This is a genomic window from Haliea sp. E1-2-M8 (assembly GCF_030649675.1).
Taxonomy (GTDB): domain Bacteria; phylum Pseudomonadota; class Gammaproteobacteria; order Pseudomonadales; family Halieaceae; genus Haliea.
In genome coordinates this window covers 36,919-57,284 of the sequence record NZ_JAUTDR010000009.1, presented here as the reverse complement: position 1 = coordinate 57,284, position 20,366 = coordinate 36,919, and the positions used below count along the sequence as shown (strand labels likewise).

At 62.3% G+C, this 20,366-nt stretch carries 18 protein-coding genes; 15 read left to right on the top strand and 3 right to left on the bottom strand.

Annotated features, from left to right (window positions below; genetic code table 11):
- Positions 1–3: 3 nt before the first annotated feature.
- Together Q6D67_RS09285 and Q6D67_RS09280 are read left to right on the top strand one after the other, a co-directional pair.
- Positions 4–480, top strand: coding sequence for a (2Fe-2S)-binding protein (locus tag Q6D67_RS09285; RefSeq protein ID WP_304705325.1), 477 nt, complete (start codon positions 4–6; stop codon positions 478–480).
- Positions 477–2,648, top strand: a complete 2,172-nt coding sequence (locus Q6D67_RS09280) for a molybdopterin cofactor-binding domain-containing protein (protein ID WP_304705324.1) — start codon at positions 477–479, stop codon at positions 2,646–2,648. Before Q6D67_RS09285 ends, Q6D67_RS09280 begins: the two co-directional genes overlap by 4 nt.
- Here Q6D67_RS09280 and Q6D67_RS09275 read toward each other — a convergent pair.
- Positions 2,643–4,838 carry a TonB-dependent receptor gene (locus Q6D67_RS09275; protein ID WP_304705323.1) on the bottom strand — a complete coding sequence of 732 codons (2,196 nt, stop codon included), beginning with the start codon at positions 4,836–4,838 and terminating at the stop codon, positions 2,643–2,645. The two genes, Q6D67_RS09280 and Q6D67_RS09275, sit on opposite strands and share 6 nt — an antisense overlap.
- Positions 4,839–5,120: 282 nt before the next feature.
- Positions 5,121–6,059 (bottom strand): YihY/virulence factor BrkB family protein, encoded by a 939-nt coding sequence (locus Q6D67_RS09270; protein ID WP_304705322.1) that lies wholly within the window; start codon positions 6,057–6,059, stop codon positions 5,121–5,123.
- 153 nt (positions 6,060–6,212) lie between these two features.
- On the opposite strand from Q6D67_RS09270, the gene Q6D67_RS09265 reads away from it, so the two are divergent.
- The 5 genes from Q6D67_RS09265 to Q6D67_RS09245 all read left to right on the top strand — a co-directional run bounded on the left by Q6D67_RS09265 (position 6,213) and on the right by Q6D67_RS09245 (position 10,438).
- A complete protein-coding gene (locus Q6D67_RS09265) occupies positions 6,213–7,439 on the top strand; it encodes a cytochrome P450 (RefSeq protein WP_304705321.1) in 1,227 nt (408 codons plus the stop codon).
- A 141-nt stretch (positions 7,440–7,580) separates the two neighbouring features.
- Positions 7,581–8,453, top strand: coding sequence for an amidohydrolase family protein (locus Q6D67_RS09260; RefSeq protein WP_304705320.1), 873 nt, complete (start codon positions 7,581–7,583; stop codon positions 8,451–8,453).
- 14 nt (positions 8,454–8,467) lie between these two features.
- The gene (locus Q6D67_RS09255) at positions 8,468–9,232 is read left to right on the top strand and encodes a glutathione S-transferase family protein (protein ID WP_304705319.1); all 765 of its coding nucleotides are present in this window, start codon (positions 8,468–8,470) and stop codon (positions 9,230–9,232) included.
- A gap of 41 nt (positions 9,233–9,273) precedes the next feature.
- A complete protein-coding gene (locus tag Q6D67_RS09250) occupies positions 9,274–9,723 on the top strand; it encodes a nuclear transport factor 2 family protein (RefSeq protein WP_304705318.1) in 450 nt (149 codons plus the stop codon).
- Between the two features lie 10 nt (positions 9,724–9,733).
- On the top strand, positions 9,734–10,438 hold the full coding sequence (locus tag Q6D67_RS09245) for a glutathione S-transferase family protein (protein ID WP_304705317.1): 705 nt from the start codon (positions 9,734–9,736) through the stop codon (positions 10,436–10,438).
- Positions 10,439–10,459: 21 nt separating this feature from the next.
- Here the strand turns inward: Q6D67_RS09245 and Q6D67_RS09240 are convergent, their stop codons facing one another.
- The gene (locus tag Q6D67_RS09240; RefSeq protein WP_304705316.1) at positions 10,460–12,166 is read right to left on the bottom strand and encodes a class I adenylate-forming enzyme family protein; all 1,707 of its coding nucleotides are present in this window, start codon (positions 12,164–12,166) and stop codon (positions 10,460–10,462) included.
- Positions 12,167–12,348: 182 nt separating this feature from the next.
- Between Q6D67_RS09240 and Q6D67_RS09235 the strand changes: the two genes are divergently transcribed.
- From Q6D67_RS09235 to thrH, 8 genes are all read left to right on the top strand, one after another.
- Positions 12,349–13,131: an exodeoxyribonuclease III gene (locus tag Q6D67_RS09235; protein ID WP_304705315.1), complete on the top strand. Its 783-nt coding sequence runs from the start codon at positions 12,349–12,351 to the stop codon at positions 13,129–13,131.
- A 122-nt stretch (positions 13,132–13,253) separates the two neighbouring features.
- Positions 13,254–13,589, top strand: coding sequence for a preprotein translocase subunit YajC (gene yajC / locus Q6D67_RS09230; RefSeq protein ID WP_304705314.1), 336 nt, complete (start codon positions 13,254–13,256; stop codon positions 13,587–13,589).
- Positions 13,589–14,605 (top strand): 1-aminocyclopropane-1-carboxylate deaminase/D-cysteine desulfhydrase, encoded by a 1,017-nt coding sequence (locus tag Q6D67_RS09225; RefSeq protein ID WP_304705313.1) that lies wholly within the window; start codon positions 13,589–13,591, stop codon positions 14,603–14,605. Before yajC ends, Q6D67_RS09225 begins: the two co-directional genes overlap by 1 nt.
- A 17-nt stretch (positions 14,606–14,622) precedes the next feature.
- On the top strand, positions 14,623–15,951 hold the full coding sequence (locus tag Q6D67_RS09220; protein ID WP_304705312.1) for a sodium:alanine symporter family protein: 1,329 nt from the start codon (positions 14,623–14,625) through the stop codon (positions 15,949–15,951).
- On the top strand, positions 15,951–17,570 hold the full coding sequence (locus Q6D67_RS09215) for a BCCT family transporter (RefSeq protein WP_304705311.1): 1,620 nt from the start codon (positions 15,951–15,953) through the stop codon (positions 17,568–17,570). Before Q6D67_RS09220 ends, Q6D67_RS09215 begins: the two co-directional genes overlap by 1 nt.
- A 69-nt stretch (positions 17,571–17,639) precedes the next feature.
- Positions 17,640–18,539 carry a 5'-nucleotidase gene (locus tag Q6D67_RS09210; RefSeq protein WP_304705310.1) on the top strand — a complete coding sequence of 300 codons (900 nt, stop codon included), beginning with the start codon at positions 17,640–17,642 and terminating at the stop codon, positions 18,537–18,539.
- Between the two features lie 118 nt (positions 18,540–18,657).
- A complete protein-coding gene (gene cysB, locus Q6D67_RS09205) occupies positions 18,658–19,632 on the top strand; it encodes an HTH-type transcriptional regulator CysB (RefSeq protein WP_304705309.1) in 975 nt (324 codons plus the stop codon).
- 83 nt (positions 19,633–19,715) lie between these two features.
- A complete protein-coding gene (gene thrH, locus Q6D67_RS09200; RefSeq protein ID WP_304705308.1) occupies positions 19,716–20,333 on the top strand; it encodes a bifunctional phosphoserine phosphatase/homoserine phosphotransferase ThrH in 618 nt (205 codons plus the stop codon).
- The last annotated feature ends 33 nt before the right edge of the window (positions 20,334–20,366 follow it).

The window sequence follows — 20,366 nt, the reverse complement described above, 5'->3', positions numbered from 1 at the left end:
CCGATGATAACCTTCACTCTCAACGGCAGCGATGTCAGCCTGGACACCGACCCGCAGACGCCACTGCTGTGGGCGCTGCGCGACAACCTGCAGCTGACCGGTACCAAGTTCGGCTGTGGCATGGGCCTCTGCGGTGCCTGCACTGTGCATCTGGACGGAACAGCGGTGCGCAGTTGTTCGCTGCCGCTGGAAGCGGTAGCGGGCAAGGCGGTAACGACCATTGAGGGGCTGGGCGGCAAGCACCCGCTGCAACAGGCCTGGGTGGCGCACAACGTCCCCCAGTGTGGCTACTGCCAGTCGGGGCAGATCATGTCCGCTGCGGCGCTGCTGGCTGCCAACCCCGCCCCGGACGAAGAGGCCGTTCGCCAGGCCATGGCGGGCAACCTGTGCCGCTGCGGTACCTATCACAAGGTGCAGCGGGCAATTCTCAGCGTCGCCGCAGTGGCGCACTGGGAACCATCTGCGGAGGCTGACTCGTGAAGCAAACCCGGCGTCAGTTCATTCGTAATGTGTCCATTGCCGGGGGTGCCCTGACGCTTGGCTTTCAGCTCACTGGCTGCTCGGACAAGCCGCTGCAGGTCGGCAGTGAGGCCGACTTCAGGCCCAACGCATTCCTGCGCATTGACACCGATGGCGTGGTCACGCTGCAGATCCCCAAGGCGGAAATGGGCCAGGGGATCGTCACCGGTATGGTGACCCTGGTGGCCGAGGAACTGGAAGTGGACCCGGCCACGGTGCGCTACGAAATGGCGCCGGTGCACAGCGCCTTTGCCGACCCGGAAATGCGCCTGCAGATTACCGGCGGTAGCGCCTCGATCCGGGTGTACTACGACATCCTGCGCCAGGTGGGGGCGAGCGCGCGGGAAACGCTCATCGCCGCCGCCATGAGCCAGAGCGGATTGCCGCAGGACGCGCTGCAGGTGAGCGACGGCAAGGTCCGCAGCAATGATGGTCGGGTGCTGCTGTCCTATGCCGAGCTGGTGCCGACGGCGCGCACACTGCCCGCCGCCGCGGCTGTTGCCCTGAAACCTGCAGCGGAGTTTCGCCTTATAGGCCGCTATGAGCAGCGTGTGGACGCGCTGGCCAAGAGCGACGGCACGGCACAATTCGGTATTGATGTCGCCCCCGAGGGCTGCCTGACCGCGGTCTTGCTGCGCTGCCCCTGGTTCGATGGTGCCGTGGAAACCTTTGACGCCGCCGCAGCGCTTGATATGCCCGGTGTGGCTGCGGTGTTTGCCACAGAGCATGGGGTCGCGGTCGTGGCCGAGGGCTACTGGCCCGCGCGTCAGGCCGCGGCCAAGGTCGACGTCCGCTTTACCCCACCCGCGGAGGGTCTGCGGGATAGCGCGGCGATTGCCAGTGCCATGGCGGCGGCGCTGGACGGGGACGATTTTCTCAGTGTGCGCGATGACTCTGGTCCCGACGCCGAGGGCGGCGAGCTGGTGCACGCGCGCTACGAGGTACCCTTTCTGGCGCACGCGCCGATGGAGCCGCTGAACGCCACCTGCCGGCTGACGCCGGGAGGCTGCGAAGTCTGGGTCGGGACCCAGGCGCCGGATGTGGCGCAGGATGCGGCATCCAGGGTGCTGGGGGTCCCGCGGGAGGCGGTGGTCATTCACAACCAGTTCCTGGGCGGCGGGTTTGGCCGCCGTGCCGCTGCGGACAATGTCGCTGAAGTGGTGGCGATTGCGCGCGAGCTGGAGCGCCCGGTGAAACTGGTGTGGAGCCGGGAAGACGATGTCCGCCACGATTGGTACCGCCCGGCGATGGCCGGGCAAATACAGGCGCGGGTGGGTGCGGAAGGCGAGGTCAGTCACTGGCGCCACCGCATCGTTGGCCCGAGCATCAACCAGCAGGTGATCCCCGTATTCGCCGGTACCATGCTGCCCCAGTGGGTACCCGCCGGGGCGCGCCGGCTGGCGGGCAAGGCGGCGGCGCGCAAGGACTTCGCTTCGGTGGAAGGCGCCAAGGAGCTGCCCTACGCTTTTGCCGGTGTCAGCGTGCAGTATCAAAATCTGCCGCTACCGGTGCCGCTGGGCTACTGGCGTTCCGTGGGCCACAGCCACACGGCGTTTGTGGTGGAAAGTTTTGTCGATGAACTGGCCCACACCGCGGGAATCTGCCCGCTGGCTTTCCGCCGCCGCTACCTGGCGCCGGACGCGCCGGAACGCAGGGTACTGGATGCGGTGGCGGAGGCGGCCAACTGGGGCCGGGCCGCCCCGGGTCGTTTCCAGGGGCTGGCAGTGCACGCGTCGTTCCATTCGGTGGTAGCGGAAGTGGTGGAAGTCTCGCTCGCGGATGGCAAGCCCAAACTGGAGCATGTGTACTGTGCGGTGGACTGCGGCCAGGTGATCAACCCGGATATTGTCCGTGACCAGATGATTGGCGGCATCGTGTTCGCCCTCAGTGCCGCGCTGTACGGCGAGATCACGCTCAAGGACGGCGCGGTAGAGCAGGGCAATTATCACGACTACCCCATCCTGCGCCAGAACGAGGTGCCGCCGATGACGGTCGTGCTGCTCGACAGCGACGCGCCGCCTACCGGTGTCGGTGAGCCGGGCACTCCGCCGGCGGCACCGGCACTGGCCAATGCCCTCTTTGCCGCCACCGGTGTGCGTCAGCGGCGCTTGCCCCTGCAGCTATCATAAGTGCCAGGTAAGCCGCGCCCCTACCATGCGAGGCTTACCCCAGACTCCATAGCCCCAGTCATCGCCCAAAGTATTCTGATAGGTGAAGTACTCTTCATCGCTCAGATTATTGACAAAGGCCTCCAGGATGTAGCGTCCATCCGATGATGCCCAGCTGACTCTTGCATTGGCAATGCCGTAACCGTCCTGGCGAGAGTAGGGGTCGTTTTCCACCTGAAGGAAGTGGTCATCTTGCCAGGAATAATCCGCCTGCAGAGTAATTTCGCCCGACTCGCCCAGGGGAATGTAGTAGCGCATGACCGTATTGAAGCTCCACTCCGGCGCAGAAGGCAATTCTATGCCATCGTAATCATAGAAATCACCTGCCACGGGGCTTGATTGATCCGAGTCCATTTCAGTTGACAGGTAGCCTGCCCCGAAAATCAACTCGAAATCATCGGCCACCTGGGCGGTGAGCTCCACTTCCAGGCCGTAACCGGTAACATCACCGGCATTGAGGATGCGCGCTCCACTCGCCAGGGTGTCAAACAGCTGAGCCTGAAAACCTTCCAGTTCATAGACGAACGCAGCGCTGTTTAACCGGGCTCTGCCATCCAGTAGCGTGGTTTTCAGGCCAACTTCAAAGTTGGTCATTTCTTCTGAATCCACTGGTTCAAACGCTTCCGGCACGCTGTTGTAACTGGCCGAATAGCCTCCGCTGCGGAAACCCGTGGATAGACTGGTGTATACCAGCATCTCCTCCCCTGGCCGCCAGTCCAGACCAATCCGGCCGGAAAAATTATCGTCAGATATCGAGTCCTGGACCAGGGTTGGCGTGGTGGTGGTTGGCGTATTGTAGTAGGAAACATTCCTCACGTAATCGTAGTCTCGCTCCTCATCTGTATAGCGAGCTCCCAGAATCAGAGTGAATCCATTGGAGAAATACCATTCCCACTGACCAAATAGTGCGGTGGACTGGGACTCGAGTGAAACATCTTCACGATGGGCAAAATCGAACGAGGCGGCGTCGGCAAATTCAACAGCAGTTGGATTTTGCGTCCGCATATCCCGCTCGTCATCGTAAAGGTACAAGCCGACCACCCAGGTTGAAACTTCATCGGTCTTGCTCAGCCGAAACTCCTGGGATAATTGCTTGGCATCGGAGGTATATTCCTCGTCGAAGAACACATCAAAAGCAGGGCCGCTACCAACACCATCGCCATCATCCTGCAGATATTTTTCCAGCTTTTCATACGCGGTAACGGAAGTCAGATCCATGCCATTTGCAAAGGCCCACTCCAACCTTGCCGAAACGCCAAAGGTATCAATTTCCGTATCCAGGCCACCGCTGACACTGGAGGAAACGTCTTCTGGATTGAAATCGCCACCCGCCTGCTCAATACCGGTCGTTTGAAAGGTATTGCTGGTGCATTCCCCTCTGTGAATGCGAGACATCGCGCAGGTTTCGCCTCCCGGTGTTTCCTGGTAGCCCATGTGCGCAAAGCCCACACTGGCCTGATCGGCCTGGCTGCCATGTACGTCGAGAAGCAGTTCACCGTCAGCCCCGATATCTACTGCCAGTTTTGCGCGATAACCTATACTGTCCGTTTCGTTAAGATCCTGATCAATGTCGACCGGAAACCCGTAATCGTTGACTGGATCGGCATTATTGTTCTGCCAGCCATCGGCCTGGTTGACTTTGACTGCTACACGGCCGCGCATGCCATCACTGAGTGGCCCGCTCACCATGCCCTCGAAGACGCGCTCTGAATAGCTGCCTACCTGAAAGCTCGCAGAGGCCTCCAATTGGTCTGTCGGATCGTTGGAGATATAGTGAACCAATCCGCCGGTTGCATTGCGCCCGTAGAGGGTACCCTGAGGACCGCGGAGTACCTCAACGCGCTTCAGGTCGAACAACTGGATGGCCGAACCGGCGGGATTACCGCGGTAAACATCATCCACGTACATTGCGACTGGCGCTTCCCAGGAGTCGGAAAAATTCACCAGACTGATACCTCGCAGGCTGATAGAGGGGCTTGATGCCTCGCCGAAGATCGCAAAAAAATTCATGTTCGGCACTTGTGCGACGATATCCAGCCCCTCTTCAAACCCCATTTTTTCAATTGCATCGCCAGAGAACGCCGATACCGACACAGACGCATCCTGCAGAGACTGCTCGCGCTTCTGCGCGGTCACTGTAATTTCTTCCATTATCGATTGCTCGGCGGACAGAGTCCCGCTAACAGATATCAGTAGAGATGCAGCGAGGGATCGCCGAAAAATCTGCGGCAAAAGTGCGGCACGGAGACGGGGTGGAGTTCGGTTTGAATTTTTCTGATTGGTCCACATGATCATGTCCTCTCATATTCTTATGGTTAGATGACAGGTCCGTTCAACTTTTACTCGTACATCGTTGAGGGCCGAATGCCACCTTATCATATGGTGGTATTGGCAACGCAAGGGACGCGGGACGGTGAATCTTCAGCAGAAACCTCAGCCCTCCGGCAGGTCCTCGACCAATTCCCGGTGCACGCACACTGCCGTGCTCTTGGGCCGGACGGGCATGCCCCTGCCTTCGAGGTGGGCACGCGTGAACGCCGCCCCGAACAGGAGGATCAGCGAGGAATAGTTTACCCAGAGCAGCAGCAGCGCCAGAGAGCCGGCGGCGCCGTAGGCCGATGCCGTCGCGGTATTGGCCAGGTACATGGCGATCAGGGAGCGGCCGACCGTGAACAGCACTGCAGTGAGGAACGCACCGAGCAGGACATCCCGCCAGGACAGCAGCACGTCGGGCAGGATCTTGAACATCGCCGCGAACAGGAGCGTGACCACGAACAGCGACAGGAACAGTTCCATGCTCACCAGCGCCCAGCCAGGAATCGGCAGCCATCCCTCGGCAAACGCCATGACCCCGCGCAGCGCCACGGACAACAGCAGCGAGACCAGCAGCACGAACCCGATCGCCAGGATGATGGTCAGCGACAGCACCCGGGCCTTGAGGAAGACCCACATGCCACTCCTGGAGGGGCGTGGCGCGACGTCCCAGATCTGATTGAGGGATTGCTGCATCTGGGCGAAGACCGTGGTGGCACCGACCACGGTGGCGGCGACCCCGATCAGCGCCGGCCAGATGCCACTCTGGTCGATCTGGGAATTGATCACCGCCGTCTGCACCACGCCTGCCGCTTCCGGGCCGAGAGTCCCCTCGAGCTGTTCGAAGATTTCACCCTGGGCCGCACTCTCGCCAAGAACCAGCCCGACCAGGGTGACAACCACCACCATGATCGGCGCGATAGAGAATACGGTGAAGAACGCCAGCGCTGCCGCGTAAATGAAGGCCTGGCTCGCCAGCCAGTTCTGGCTCGCAGCACCGAGGATGCCGAGCCAGTGCCTTGCCGGGGCGGGGAGCTTGTCGAAAATCTTGCTAGCCATGGGGCGAGGATACGTCAGCCGCGCGGCTGCTGTCGATCTGTCAGCCAACACACGTGTTCTCCGGCAAGTCCTGACTTGACGGCGCCCGCGAGGCGGCTCAGACTAATACCCATTAGTTCCCGCCACGAACCAGCGACGGTTCAGGAGAGCAACATGGCCACGTGTCCCCATATCGACCTCAACAATCCCGATACTTTCCGCGGCGGCCTGCCGCGGGAGGTCTTCAGTTACCTGCGCCGGGAAGAGCCGGTCTACTGGCACGCGGCCGACGCCGCCACCCCCGGCTACTGGGCGGTGACGCGGCAGGAGGAGCTGGATTACGTATCCAAGAATCCGCTATTGTTTTCTTCCGCCGAGCGCACCTGCATGCTGCAGAATCCGACGGCGGAAGAGATCGAAATGATGCGGATGCTGATGATCAACATGGATCCGCCGAAGCACCTCAAATTCCGCCGCCTGGTGCGCTCTGCCTTCACCCCGAAGAAGGTGGACAGCTATGAGCCGCGCTTCCGGGAGATTGCCCGGGACATCCTCGACCGCGCGGTGGTAGGCGGGCGCTGTGATTTCGTCACCGATATTGCGGCAGAGCTGCCGCTGATCGCCATCTGCGAACTGATGGGGGTGCCGCTGGAGCGGCGCCAGCGCCTGTTCGAGCTGACCAATATCATGCTGGGGATGGATGACCCGGATCTGACCACCTCGCAGGAAGATGGCATGAACGCCATGATGGAAATGTTCATGCTGGGTTTGGAACTGGCGGCGCTGCACCGGGAAGATCCCTCCTCGGGTATTGTCGGCACCCTGCTGGAAGGTACGGTGGAGGATGAGCCGCTGACGGATGATGAGTTCTGCAATTTTTTCCTGCTGCTGATCGTGGCGGGCAACGAGACCACCCGTACCGTCACCAGCCAGGGCATGCGCATGCTGCTGGAGCATCCGCAGCAGTTCCAGCAGCTGGTGGACGACCCGACGCTGGTGCCGGACGCGATCGAGGAGTTCCTGCGTTTCAATCCGGCGGTAATCGCATTCCGGCGCACGGCCATGGAGGATACCGAGCTCAACGGGGTACGGATTCGCAAAGGGGATCTGGTGCAGCTGTTCTACGGTGCCGCCAGCGCTGACGAGGCGGTATTCGTGGACGGCGACAGCTTCGACATCCTGCGCAACCAGCGCGAGGACGTGCGCAACGGCCATCGCGCTTTCGGTATTGGCCAGCACTTCTGCCTGGGTTCGCACCTGGCGCGGCTGGAACTGACGGCGATCTTTGACGAGATAGTGCGCCGCATCCGCAACCCGCGCTTCGATGGCGATATCCAGTGGCTGCGCTCGAACTTCATCAACGGTATCAAGCACATGCCGATTGCCTTCGACGTGGTGTAGGAGCGGGCCCGGGCGGCGGCTGGCGCCGGTTCATGCTATTGTGCCCCGGGCTGAATTCTCGGCCCGGTCCGGTCGACGGCCTTGGTGTCGCCCGCCACTGCAAGCACAATGAGCGCTCTGTAATCCGAGGAGAGTCCCGCAATGCCCATGCCGAAAGATATTGGCGTTATAGACCTGATGCTGGCCGTGCCCGGCGACGACAACAGCCACTTCTACGAGTGGATCAAGCCGATGCTCATGGACAAGCAAAGCCATGAGATGTTCAAGATGCCCGCCCAGTACATGTTCAAGGACATTCCCAAGATCGATGGCCAGGACGACTACGTCGCCTACACCATCGCCCAGATGGACAAGCACAATATCGAGCGGGCGATGATCGGTATTGGCCCCTACGCGGAACAGCACAAGGAAGCCCTGCGCCGCTTTCCGGACCGCTTTTTTGCCTGCTACGAAGCCAACCCCAACAACGGCATGGATGAAGTGCGCACCATTGTTGCGCTGAAGGAAGAGTTCGATATCAAGGCGGTAACCGCGTCCCCGGCGATGATCTGCCCGCCGGTACCGGTGAACGACAAGAAGTGGTATCCGATCTATTCCAAGCTGGTGGAACTGGATATTCCGTTCTGCCCGTGCATGGGCATCCCCGGGCCGCGCCTGCCGTTCGGGCCGCAGAAGGTGGAGCTGCTGGACGAGGTGCTGTGGTTTTTCCCGGAGCTCAATATCGTTACCCGCCACGGCTGCGAGCCCTGGACCGATGTGGCCTGGAAGCTCATGCTCAAGTACCCGAACCTGCACTACATGACCAGCGCTTTCGCCCCCAAGCACTACCCGAAGGACATTGTGCACTTCGCCAATACCCGCGGGTCTGACCAGGTCATGTACGCGGGTTATTTCCCCATGGGCCTGTCCCTGGACCGCATTTTCAGCGAGATGCCGGATGTGCCCTTCCGGGATGAGGTGTGGCCCAAATTCCTGCGCGAGAATGCCCTCCGCGTGTTCAAGCTGGATAGCTGAAAGGAAGCATCGCGATGGACTACGTAGAGGTTGAAGACGCGATCAATGCCCCGGGCTTGCGCCTGGTGCTTTCCGCGGGTGTGCCGGGACCCTGGGGCGAAACGGCCAAGTCGCTGTTCGATTTCAAGGGGCTCAAGTACCTGCCCGTGCGCCAGGAGGGCGGCGGTGAAAATGCGGCCCTGCAGGCCTGGACCGGGCAGACCTCGGCGCCGGTGGCCGTCTTTGACGACCTGCCTCCGGTGTGCCACTGGCTGGACCTGCTGCACCTGGCGGAAAGGCTGGCCCCGGAGCCGGCCCTGTTGCCCGAGGATCCCGCGCTGCGGGCCGAGGTATTGGGCCTGTCGGCACTGATAGCCGGCGTGGACGGGTTTGGCTGGCAGCGGCGTCTGCAGCTGTTTACCCCCGGCATGAGCCAGCCGGAACCGCCGGCGAGCATTGCCCGGATGGCCGCCAAGTATGCCTGGAGCGCGCCTGCAGCAGAGGCGGCTGGCGGCAAGCTGGCGGCTATCGCCGGGCTGCTGGACCAGCGCCTGGCGGCACAGGAAGACGCCGGCCGCGAGTGGTTTTTGGGGGAAGCGGTGAGCGCCGTGGACTTCTACTGGGCCAACTTCGCCGGCATGGTCAAACCCCTGCCGCCGGAGTTCAACCCAATGCCCGAGTACCTGCGCGGCTTCTACCAATCCGGTGCCGAGGAAACCGCCCGCTGGCTGACGCCGCGCCTGCTGGCACACCGGGATCGCATGTACCGGCAGCACATGACCCTGCCGCTGGATTTCTGATTGCCAGAACAAATCGATAAAACCATAACGAGGTAAACCCCATGCTGTCACAACAGGAACTCTCCGACCGATTGGAACTGCAGGATCTGGTGTATTTCTATTCCCACCTGATCGACACCAAGTCCTTCGACACCCTGCGCGAGGTTTTTACCGAGGACGCGCACATCGACTACTCCGCCTTCGGCGGCGGGGTGGGCAATCTGGAAGAGACCATTGCCTACCTGAAGCAGGCGGTGGCCGATGAGATTTTTCCCAACTCCCAGCACCTGAACGCCAACCTGCAATTCACGGTCAACGGCGACAGCGCCACGGGCCGGGTAATGTGTTTCAATCCGATGGAAATGAACCTGCCCGAGGGTGGCCGCCAGGTGTTCCTGATCGGGCTGTGGTATGTCGACGAATACCGCCGCACTGCCGCCGGCTGGCGCATCGTGCGTCGTGTGGAAGAGAAGAGCTGGGTATTCAACGCGCCGGATTTCATGAATCTTTGAAAGGATTGCCATGATCGACCTGTACACCGCGCCGACCCCCAACGGCTACAAGGCCTCGATCGCGCTGGAGGAAATGGAGCTACCCTACGAGGTGCACACCATTGACTTGAGCGCCGGTCAGCAGAGGGCGCCCGAGTTTTTGCGCATCTGTCCCAATGGCCGCATCCCCGCGATCACCGACCGCGACGAGGACAACTTTGCGGTGTTCGAGTCCGGGGCGATCATGATCTACCTGGCGGAGAAGAGCGGCAGGTTCCTGCCCACCGATATCCGCGGTCGCTCCCGGGTGCTGCAATGGCTGATGTTCCAGATGGGTGGGATCGGCCCGATGATGGGCCAGGCCAACGTTTTCTACCGCTACTTCCCGGAAAAAATCCAGCCCGCGATCGACCGCTACCAGGCCGAGGGTCGGCGCCTGTTCGAAGTGCTGGACACGCGGCTGGGGGAGAGCGAGTTCCTGGCCGGGGACTACAGCATTGCCGATATGGCGAACTGGGCCTGGGTCAGAACCCACCGCTGGTCGGGCATCTCCATCGAGGGCCTGGATAATCTGTCGCGCTGGATGGGGGCGATCTCCGGGCGGCCTCGCGCCCGCGCCGGGGTCAAGGTGCCGGTGGATATCGCCGAGCTGATGGACGCGAAGAACACCGAAGACGCCGCTGCGTTTTCGCGAAGGGCGCGCGCCATGGTCACCGGCGCGGGCTCCGGCGACTAGCGCTGCTCGAGGGCAGCAGCCTCAGGAGTGGGGCCACTGCGCCAGGTGCTTTGAGCGGATTTCCTGCTTCAGCAATTTGCCGGTGGCATTGCGTGCCAGCGGCTCCTCCGGCAGCAACCACTGGGTGGGAACCTTGAATCCGGCCAGGTGCTCCTTCAGGTAGGCAGTGAGGTCCTCCGGGCGCAAACCGGGCTCGCCGTACACCGTGGCGGCGAGCTCTTCGCCCAGTTCCGGATGCGGCAGCCCATACACAGAAGCCTCGCGCACCTGCGGGTGGGCGGTGAGTACGCCTTCGACTTCAATCGGGTAAATGTTTTCCCCGCTGCGGATCACCATGTCCTTGATCCGGTCGACGACGTAAACGAAACCGTACTCGTCCACATAGCCGATATCACCGGTACGCACCCAGCCGTCGACAAAGGTCTCCGCCGTTGCCGCGGGCAGGTTCCAGTATTCCCGGGCATTGGTGGGGCTGCGGATCATCAGTTCCCCGGCCTGGCCGGGAGGCAGGGCATTGCCGTCGGCGTCAATCGCGCGCAGGTCGACGATGGGCGACAGGGTGCCGGCGGCGGTGGGGCACACCCGGTAGGCCTCGCCGGTGCAGCTGCTGCCGGTGGCGTTGGTTTCGGTCATGCCGTAGCCGGTGCCGGGATAGGCGTGGGGTATCTTGCCGTAGATCAGGTCCTTCAGGTGGGGCGGACAGGCGGTGCCGCCCGCCCCCAAAGAATACAGGCTGCTGGTGTCGGTGCGTTCGAATTCGGGTGACTCCAGCATGGCAATGGTCATCGCCGGTACGCCGGTGAATACGGTGATGCGCTCGCGTTCAATAACCTTGAGCGCAGCCACCGGGTCCCACTTGTACAGGATGCTGGTCTTGCGCCCGCCGCGCAGGTTGAGCAGAAATACGGCGTAGCAGCCGGAGACGTGGAACAGGGGCACCGACAGCAGGGTCGAGGGATCAAAGCCCGAGGACATCATCGTGCCGACGATCTCCGGGTTGGCCATGGCCGACATGTAGGCCATCAGTTCGAAGTTGTACAGGGCCTGGGCGATGGCGAAGTGGGTGGAGGCGGCGCCCTTGGGTTTACCAGTGGTGCCCGAGGTGTACATGATCATCACCAGATCGTCCGGATTGATGTCCACCTGGGGGCATTCTGCCGGCCCGCGCTGGGTGGTTTCCCAGGTTTCCGCGCCACTGGTGTCGGTGCCGGCGCTGCGCACCACGATGGCGTTGCAGTCCAGGTCCTGTAGCCGCGGCCTTACCAGGGCCAGCCGTTCCGGGTCACACACCACCAGTTTGGCGCCGGCGTCGCCGAGGGCGTAGCTCAGTTCCTCCGCCCGGCCCCAGCTGTTCAGGGGCACCACCACCGCACCCACCGAGACCGCACCGACGAAGGCAAACATCCACTCCGGGTAGTTGCGCATGGCGATGGCGATGCGGTCACCGGGCCTGATGCCGGCTTCGTGGACGAGGTAGTGGGCAAAGCGGTCTGCCGCGGCAAAAAATTCATCGAAGCTGTAGCGCTCATCCTCATAGGTGATGGCGGTTCGGTCGGCATGGGTGCGGCCGGCGGCAAGTGCGCTGGCCAGATCGGCGGGCGCGTTGCGGTAGCAGCGCAGTTCGACGCCGTTGACCACCCGGGTCTCCAGTTCGAAGGGCGCACCGGGTGCGGTCAGTTGCTCACAGGCGGTTTGCAGGCGGGTGCTGATTGCGGCGACATCATTCATGGCGATCTGGGGTCTCCCGGTCGTCGTCGGTGTTGGGGGTAGGTGGAGAGGGCATAATGGATAGTGTTGGATGATACACAAGCCGGGCAGCGTGGGGCAGTGGCGGCGCCTGAGGGCGGCGAATTGAAGCAGGCTGGTCCATTCCGTTACACTGCCTCGCTTTGTGCTGACCAGGGCGAATCGTGGCGACCATCATTACCTGTAACACCAACGGCATCCGCGCCGCCGCCCGCAAGGGTTTCTTCGACTGGCTGGAGCGGCAGGGCGCGGATGTGGTATGCATTCAGGAAACCAAGGCCCAGGAAGAGCAGCTTGCGGACCCGGTGTTTACCCCCGCAGGCTATCACTGTTACTACAATGATGCCCGCAAGAAAGGCTACAGCGGAACCGCGCTGTATTCCCGGGTCAAACCGCGAGCGGTCGTGTCCAGGCTGGGCTGGGAGTCGGCTGACACCGAAGGCCGCTACCTGCAGGCGGACTACGACGGCATCAGCGTGATCTCCCTGTATCTGCCCTCCGGTTCCAGCAGCGAGGCTGCGCTGGCAAAGAAGTATGACTTCATGGACCAGTTCTATGAGCACCTGCGCGGCCTGCGCCGCAAGCGCCGCGAGTTCATCATCTGTGCGGACTGGAACATCTGCCACCGGCCCATAGACTTGAAGAACTGGAAAGCCAACCAGAAAAACTCCGGCTTTCTGCCGGAGGAGCGCGCCTGGCTGGACCAGGTCTACGACAAGCTGGGTTACATTGACTCTTTCCGTCTGGTGAACCAGGAACCGGACCAGTACACCTGGTGGTCAAACCGCGGCCAGGCCTGGGACAAGAACGTGGGCTGGCGGCTGGATTACCAAGTGATTACGCCGGGCCTTGTGCCTACCGTCAGAGGGGCCGATATCTACAAGGCCCAGCGGTTTTCCGATCACGCACCGCAGATCATGGAGTACGATCTCGAACTGCGCGCCTGAGCGCGCCTGAGCGCGCCGGGCGCGCCATTCACATTGCAGGGACAGGGGATTCACTGTACATTTGCGCCTGTCTGCCGCCTCTCGCAAAGCCCTCTATTCCTACCCGTCAACAAGGAGTTTCCATGAGTTTGTTCATTGCCAGTGCCCATGCCCAGGCCGAAGGTACCCCCGCCGGTGGCGGTGAAATGTTCCAGATTGTGTTCCTCGTGGGCCTTTTCGCCCTGTTCTACTTCATCGCGATCCGCCCCCAGCGCAAGCGCCAGAAAGAACACGCGCAGATGGTATCGGCGCTGGGCAAGGGCGACGAGGTGGTCACCAGTTCCGGTATCCTCGGCCGCATCACCAGCCTCGACGACAATTACATGGTGTTGAATGTCGCCAATAATGTGGAGATGAAGTTTCAGCGGATTCACGTCCACGCCGTGTTGCCCAAGGGAACCCTCAAGTCCATTGGCTGATGGCCGCGCTTGAGTTCCCGCCGCGGGTCGAGCTGGCTCGCCGGTCCACCCCGTTGCAGTTCCTGGCGCGGGCCAGCGAGCGCTGGGGGCAGGGCCACCGGCTCTGGGTCAAGCGCGACGACCTGAGCGGTTGCCTGCTCAGCGGCAACAAGGTTCGCAAGCTCGAATTCATCATCGCCCACGCCCTGGCGGAGGGCTGTGACACCCTCATTACCTGCGGCGGCCTGCAGAGCAACCACTGCCGAGCCACCGCCTTTGCCGGCGCCCAGAGCGGTCTTGCGGTCCACCTGCTGCTGCGGGGAGAAGAGCCCGCGATCGGGGAGGGCAACTTTCTGCTGGACCAGCTCGCCGGCGCCACCATCAACTGCTATCCCAAACACCAGTATGTCAGCGAGTTGCCGGATCTGTTTGCCCGTTGGCAGGATCACTATGCCGGCCTCGGCCGCAAGGCGCTGGCCATTCCCACGGGTGGCAGCGACGGGCTCGGAGCCTGGGGCTATATCGCCGCGTGCGAGGAGTTGGCGTCTGACCTCGCCGCAGCAGGCATCGACAGCGCCCACCTGGTGACTGCGTCGGGTTCCGGCGGCACCCAGGCTGGCTTGACGTTAGGCGCCAGCCTTTACGACCTGCCGCTGACCGTGTGGGGGGTCAATGTCTGCGATGATGAACAATATTTTCTGGACAAGGTGGCTGCGGACCGCGCGGACTGGCGGGCCCGGTTTCCCGGTGTTCCCTCCGTTACTGCGCAAACCCGGGTGCTGGATGGTTATGTTGGCGACGGCTACGGCATTGCCCGGCCCGAGGTGTTCGCGCTGATCGCGGAACTGGCGGCGCTGGAGGGCCTGCTGCTGGACCCGGTCTATACCGGCAAGGCCTTTCAGGGCATGCTCGCCGAACTGGATGCCGGGCGTTTTCGCGACTGCCGCGATATCATCTTTCTGCATACAGGGGGTGTCTTCGGGGTCTTCCCGCAGGCGCAACAGTTCACTTTCACCGGCGCTGACATGCGCGGCTGAATCGGGGATCCGGCCTAATGAGCGAATTTATCACCACCGTCAACGGTTGGGTCTGGGGCCCTGTCATGCTGGCCCTGTTGCTGGGGACCGGCCTGTACCTGAGTATCGGCCTGCGTTTCCTCACCCTGCGCAATATCCCGCGCGCGTTTGGGCTACTGCTCGGGGGCCGGGAAGGGCACGGCAAAGGCGATATTTCACCGTTCAGCGCCCTGATGACCTCATTGTCGGCAACCATAGGGACGGGCAACATTGCGGGGGTGGCCACCGCCCTGGTGCTGGGTGGGCCGGGAGCGCTGTTCTGGATGTGGATCACTGCCCTGGTGGGCATGGCGACCAAGTACGCCGAGGCGGTGTGCGCGGTGCGTTTCCGGGAGCAGGATGCTGACGGAAACTATAGCGGCGGGCCGATGTACTACATCCGCAACGGGCTTCACAAGCGCTGGCACTGGCTGGCCTGGGCTTTTGCGATTTTCGGCACCCTGGCCGGGTTCGGTATCGCCAACACCGTTCAGTCCAACTCCGTGTCCCAGGTGCTGGAAGATTCCTTTGCCGTGCCGCCGCTGGCCACCGGCCTGGTGCTGATGGTACTGGTGGCGGCGGTAATCCTCGGCGGGGTGCGACGCATCGCGCGCGTCGCCAGCTGGCTGGTTCCCTTCATGGCCCTGAGCTATATCCTCATGGGTTTTATTGTCCTCATCACCCACATGAGCGCCATACCGGCTGCGGTCGCGGTCATCGTCGAATCCGCGTTCACCGGCTCCGCCGCCGCCGGCGGTTTTGCCGGCGCCACGGTCTGGGCGGCAATCCGCTTCGGTGTTGCCCGCGGCGTGTTTTCCAACGAGGCCGGGCTGGGCAGCGCGCCCATTGCCCATGCCGCGGCCCGCACCGACCAACCGGTGCATCAGGGCATGATCGCCATGCTCGGTACCTTCATCGACACCCTGGTGGTGTGCACGATGACTGGCCTGGTGATCGTGATCATGGACGTGTTGCCCTCCGGTGTCAGCGGCGCCAGCCTGACCTCCATGGCCTTCGCCGGGGGCATGCCGGGCGGGCAGTACGTGGTTACCCTGGGCCTGTGCCTGTTCGCGTTCACCACCATGATCGGCTGGTCCTTTTATGGCGAGCGCTGCGCGGTGTTCCTGTTCGGGGTGCGGGCCAGCCTGCCGTTCCGGCTGCTATGGGTAGCCGTGATCCCGGTCGGAACCCTGATTGAACTGAAACTGGTGTGGCTGATCGCCGATACGCTCAATGCGTTCATGGCCATTCCCAACCTTATCGCGCTGCTGCTGCTCGGGCCGCTGGTCTTCCGCATCAGCCGGGAATACTTCAAAGCGGAGGCGTGATGACCCACCGTCCGGGCTGGGTTCTCTACCTGTCGCTGCTGTTATTGCTGGCCTTTGTCGCCCTGGGTGTGTGGGCGCCGGAGCTGCTGGCGAGCCGCGCGGAACAGGCGCTGCACTTCACCACCGAGCACTTTGGCTGGCTGTACCTGTTTGCAACCACCGGCTTCCTGGTTTTCTGCCTGGCGGTGGCGCTGTCTGACTATGGCCGTATACGCCTGGGGTCAGACGGCGAGGTGCCTGAGTTTCCCTACCCGGCCTGGCTGGGCATGATCTTCTCCGCCGGTATGGGTGTAGGCCTGGTGTTCTGGGGCGTCGCCGAGCCGATAACGCATTACAACGCCCCGCCCCTGGGTCTGGCGCCGGCCGGCACACCCGAGGCCGCCAGCCTGGGCATGCGTTATTCCCTGTTCCACTGGGGTTTCCACCAGTGGGCCAATTTCGCCGTGGTGGGGCTGGCGATTGCCTATGTGCGTTTCCGTCAGCAGCGCCCCGGCCTGATCAGTGAGGCGTTCCGGGCCAGCCTCGGCGATCGGGTGGATGGCGGTCTCGGGCATGCCATCAATGTGCTGGCGGTAGTGTCCACCGTATTCGGGGTGGCGACCACGCTGGGGCTGGGGGTGATTCAAATCAACAGTGGTCTGGTGTCGGTGGCGGGCATTGCCTTCGCAACCAGTTCCCAGCTCGCCATTCTGGGCGGGATTGCGGTGATTGTCCTGCTCTGCTCCCTCACCCCGCTGGAGAGTGGTGTCCGCTACCTCAGCGATGCCAACATGTTGCTGGCAGCGGGCCTGCTGCTGTTCGTGTTCTTTGCCGGGCCCACGGATTTCATCACCGCAGCCCTGACCAACGCGCTGGGCGATTACTTCGGTAACGTCATCGGCATGAGTTTGCTGATGACCCCCTACACCGGGGAAGACTGGGTCGAGCGCTGGACCATTTTCTACTGGGCCTGGGGGCTTTCCTGGGCGCCGTTCGTGGGCAGTTTTATCGCCCGCATTTCGCGTGGCCGCACAATCCGGGAGTTCGTGCTCGGTGTTATCGGCATGCCGGTGCTGTTGAGCGCGGTCTGGTTTGCCACCTTTGGGGGCACGGCCCTGTATCAGGAGCTGTTCGGGGAGCCCGGCATTGCCGCAGCGGTCAAAGCGGAGATCAGCTCTGGCCTGTTTCTTATGCTGCAGGTTTTGCCCGGGGCGGATGTGCTGGCGGTGTTGGTGCTGATCCTGATCGTGCTCTTTGTTATCACCTCGGCCAATTCAGCCACCTTTGTCCTCGGTATGTTTACCGGCAAGGGTGTGCTGACCCCATCGCGCTGGCTGCGTCTGACCTGGGGTGTGATGCAGACCCTGGTGGCGGCTGTATTGCTGCTGAGCGGAGGGCTCGGTGCCCTGCGAACCATGTCCATTGTCGCCGCTTTTCCGTTCATGGTGCTGATGATCTTCATGGCGGTGTCCCTGCTCCAATCCCTGCGCAACGAACGCCGGCAGGCCGAGTTGCACGAAGCTCTGCTGCGCGAGCGCATCCAGCGCATGCTGGAACAGCACGAGGCCGAACTGGCAGAAGCCGACCCGCTGGAGCAGTTTCCCCTGCGGAGCGAGGAGGGGTCGCCATCGCGGGAATAGTGTGGGTCAGGTCCGGGGCGCGGCCAGTCCAGCTATGCGGACCATTGTGTAAAGGGTAAACTCAGTCCCATGGCAGAAGACTTTTCCAACAAGCTGGTGATCGCGATTTCTTCCCGGGCGCTGTTTGACCTCGATGAGAGTCATCGCGTATTTCAGCAGGACGGCCTGAAAGCCTACTCCGAATACCAGATTGCCCACGAGGAGGAGCCGCTGCAGCCTGGGGAGGCGTTCCCGCTGGTACAAAAACTGCTGCGTCTGAATACCCTGCTCGGTGACAACGTGCAGGTTGAGGTGGTTCTGCTGTCCCGCAACAGTGCGGATACCGGCCTGCGAGTGTTCAATTCCATCCAGCACTACGACTTGCCCATCAGCCGCGCCGCCTTCTGTGGCGGTGAGAGTCCCTGGCGCTACATCAATGCCTTTGGCTGTCAGCTGTTCCTCTCCAACGAGGCGGAGGATGTACGTTACGCCCTCAATTGTGGCGTCGCCGCGGCGACCCTGGTCTCCAACAAGGGCGGCAACAGCAGCTCGGACCAGCTTCGCTTTGCATTCGATGGCGATGCAGTGGTGTTTTCCGATGAGGCCGAACGCGTGTACAAGACCGAAGGCCTGGAGGCGTTTACCGCCAGCGAGCAGGCGGCGGCACGCACCCCCCTGAGTGGCGGCCCCTTCAAGCCCTTTCTCGCTGCGCTGCACCGGCTGCAGCAGGCCTTCCCCGCCACCGAGGCGCCGATCCGCACTGCCCTGGTGACCGCCCGCTCGGCGCCGGCCCACGAACGGGTCATTCGCACCCTGCGCGCCTGGAACATTCGCATCGACGAATCGATATTCCTCGGCGGGCTCAACAAGACCGAGTTTTTGCGCGCGTACCAGGCAGATGTCTTCTTCGATGACCAGGAGACACACTGCCAGCTCGCCGGTCCCCATATTGCCACCGGGCACGTACCTCACGGCGTGGCCAACCGTTGAAAGAACTTTCGGTTCGTTATTCCATTGCTGTTGGCAAACCGCCTCTTTAACTACTATTCTTCATAAGCGTTGGATGCCCGCCACCCCAGTGGGCTGCGTTAGGGGAGTATGTCAGGCGATGAAATTGCAGCAATTGCGCTATATCTGGGAAGTGGCTCACCACGAACTCAACGTCTCCGCGACCGCCCAGAGCCTGTACACCTCACAACCCGGCATCAGCAAGCAGATCCGCTTGCTCGAGGACGAACTGGGGGTGGAGATCTTTGCCCGCAGTGGCAAGCACCTGACTCATGTGACCCCGGCAGGTGAGGCCATTCTCACGGCGGCGGGGGAGGTGCTGCGCAAGGTCGAGAGCATCAAGCAGGTCGCCCAGGAATACTCCAACGAGAAAAAGGGCAGCCTCTCCATTGCGACCACCCACACCCAGGCCCGTTACGCCCTGCCGGCGACGATCCGCTCCTTTATCGAGCGCTATCCGGATGTGTCCCTGCACATGCACCAGGGCACCCCGATGCAGATCTCCGAGATGGCCGCCGATGGTACCGTCGATTTTGCCATCGCCACCGAGGCGCTGGAGCTGTTCAGCGACCTGATCATGATGCCCTGCTACCGCTGGAACCGCTGCGTGCTGGTGCCCCGCGACCATCCCCTGACCCAGCTTTCCGAGCTGACCCTGGAGGATGTGGCCGAACACCCGATCGTGACCTACGTGTTCGGCTTTACCGGCCGCTCCAAGCTGGATGAGGCTTTCGTCGCCCGCGGCCTGGTGCCCAGGGTGGTGTTCACGGCAGCCGATGCGGATGTGATCAAGACCTATGTGCGCCTCGGCCTGGGTATCGGGATCGTCGCCGCCATGGCCTACGATGAGCGCGCCGATGCCGACCTGGTGCCCCTGGATGCGACCAAGCTGTTCGCCAGCAGCGTGACCAAGATCGGCTGCCGCCGTGGCACATTCCTGCGCGGCTACATGTACGACTTCATCGAGGATTTTGCCCCGCACCTGACCCGGGACGTGGTGCAGGAGGCCTTCTCCCATCACAGCAAGACCGAGCTCGACGAGCTGTTCTCCCACATCGAACTCCCCGTCTACTGATTTTTTTGCCGCGCTGTGCTTGTGATGGCTGGCGGCCTTGGGTAGATTGTGCCGCTGTCTGATTTGAGCTGGGAGAACGAGACGTGGAATTGGCTTGCCTGGACCTTGAAGGGGTACTGATACCGGAAATCTGGATCGCCTTCGCCGAGTGCACCGGCATTCCTGAGCTGCGCGCCACCACCCGGGACATTCCCGATTACGACGTGCTGATGAAGCAGCGCCTGCGCATCCTTGACCAGCACGGCCTCAGGATAGACGACATCCAGGAAGTGATCGCCACCCTCGAGCCACTGCCCGGCGCCGCCGGCTTTCTCGACTGGCTGCGCGAGCGCTTCCAGGTCATCATCCTCTCCGACACCTTCTACGAATTCTCCGCCCCACTGATGCGCCAACTCGGCTGGCCGACCCTGTTCTGCCACCGGCTCGAAGTTGACGACAGCGGCCGCGTGGTCGACTACAAACTGCGCCAGAAAGATCCCAAGCGCGCCTCGGTACAGGCCCTGCACAGCCTGCACTATCGCATCATCGCCGCCGGCGATTCCTACAATGACACCTCGATGCTGGGCGAGGCCGAAGTCGGCATCCTGTTCCACGCGCCGCAGAATGTGGTTGAGGAGTTTCCGCAGTTCCAGGCGGTGCATGACTTTCCGACGCTGAAGCAGGCATTCGTCGATGCCAGCGACAGACCGCTTACCGTCTGAACCGACTTGCTGACTTACCAGGTTGCCAGGTTG

Coding starts and splice junctions, on each gene's coding strand:
- Q6D67_RS09260 (WP_304705320.1), top strand. CDS start 7,581: ATGCCCATGCCGAAAGATATTGGCGTTATAGACCTGATGCTGGCCGTG.
- Q6D67_RS09270 (WP_304705322.1), bottom strand. CDS start 6,059: ATGGCTAGCAAGATTTTCGACAAGCTCCCCGCCCCGGCAAGGCACTGG.
- Q6D67_RS09255 (WP_304705319.1), top strand. CDS start 8,468: ATGGACTACGTAGAGGTTGAAGACGCGATCAATGCCCCGGGCTTGCGC.
- Q6D67_RS09225 (WP_304705313.1), top strand. CDS start 13,589: ATGGCCGCGCTTGAGTTCCCGCCGCGGGTCGAGCTGGCTCGCCGGTCC.
- Q6D67_RS09275 (WP_304705323.1), bottom strand. CDS start 4,838: ATGGAAGAAATTACAGTGACCGCGCAGAAGCGCGAGCAGTCTCTGCAG.
- cysB (WP_304705309.1), top strand. CDS start 18,658: ATGAAATTGCAGCAATTGCGCTATATCTGGGAAGTGGCTCACCACGAA.
- Q6D67_RS09285 (WP_304705325.1), top strand. CDS start 4: ATGATAACCTTCACTCTCAACGGCAGCGATGTCAGCCTGGACACCGAC.
- Q6D67_RS09250 (WP_304705318.1), top strand. CDS start 9,274: ATGCTGTCACAACAGGAACTCTCCGACCGATTGGAACTGCAGGATCTG.
- Q6D67_RS09215 (WP_304705311.1), top strand. CDS start 15,951: ATGACCCACCGTCCGGGCTGGGTTCTCTACCTGTCGCTGCTGTTATTG.
- Q6D67_RS09220 (WP_304705312.1), top strand. CDS start 14,623: ATGAGCGAATTTATCACCACCGTCAACGGTTGGGTCTGGGGCCCTGTC.
- Q6D67_RS09210 (WP_304705310.1), top strand. CDS start 17,640: ATGGCAGAAGACTTTTCCAACAAGCTGGTGATCGCGATTTCTTCCCGG.
- yajC (WP_304705314.1), top strand. CDS start 13,254: ATGAGTTTGTTCATTGCCAGTGCCCATGCCCAGGCCGAAGGTACCCCC.
- Q6D67_RS09240 (WP_304705316.1), bottom strand. CDS start 12,166: ATGAATGATGTCGCCGCAATCAGCACCCGCCTGCAAACCGCCTGTGAG.
- Q6D67_RS09265 (WP_304705321.1), top strand. CDS start 6,213: ATGGCCACGTGTCCCCATATCGACCTCAACAATCCCGATACTTTCCGC.
- Q6D67_RS09245 (WP_304705317.1), top strand. CDS start 9,734: ATGATCGACCTGTACACCGCGCCGACCCCCAACGGCTACAAGGCCTCG.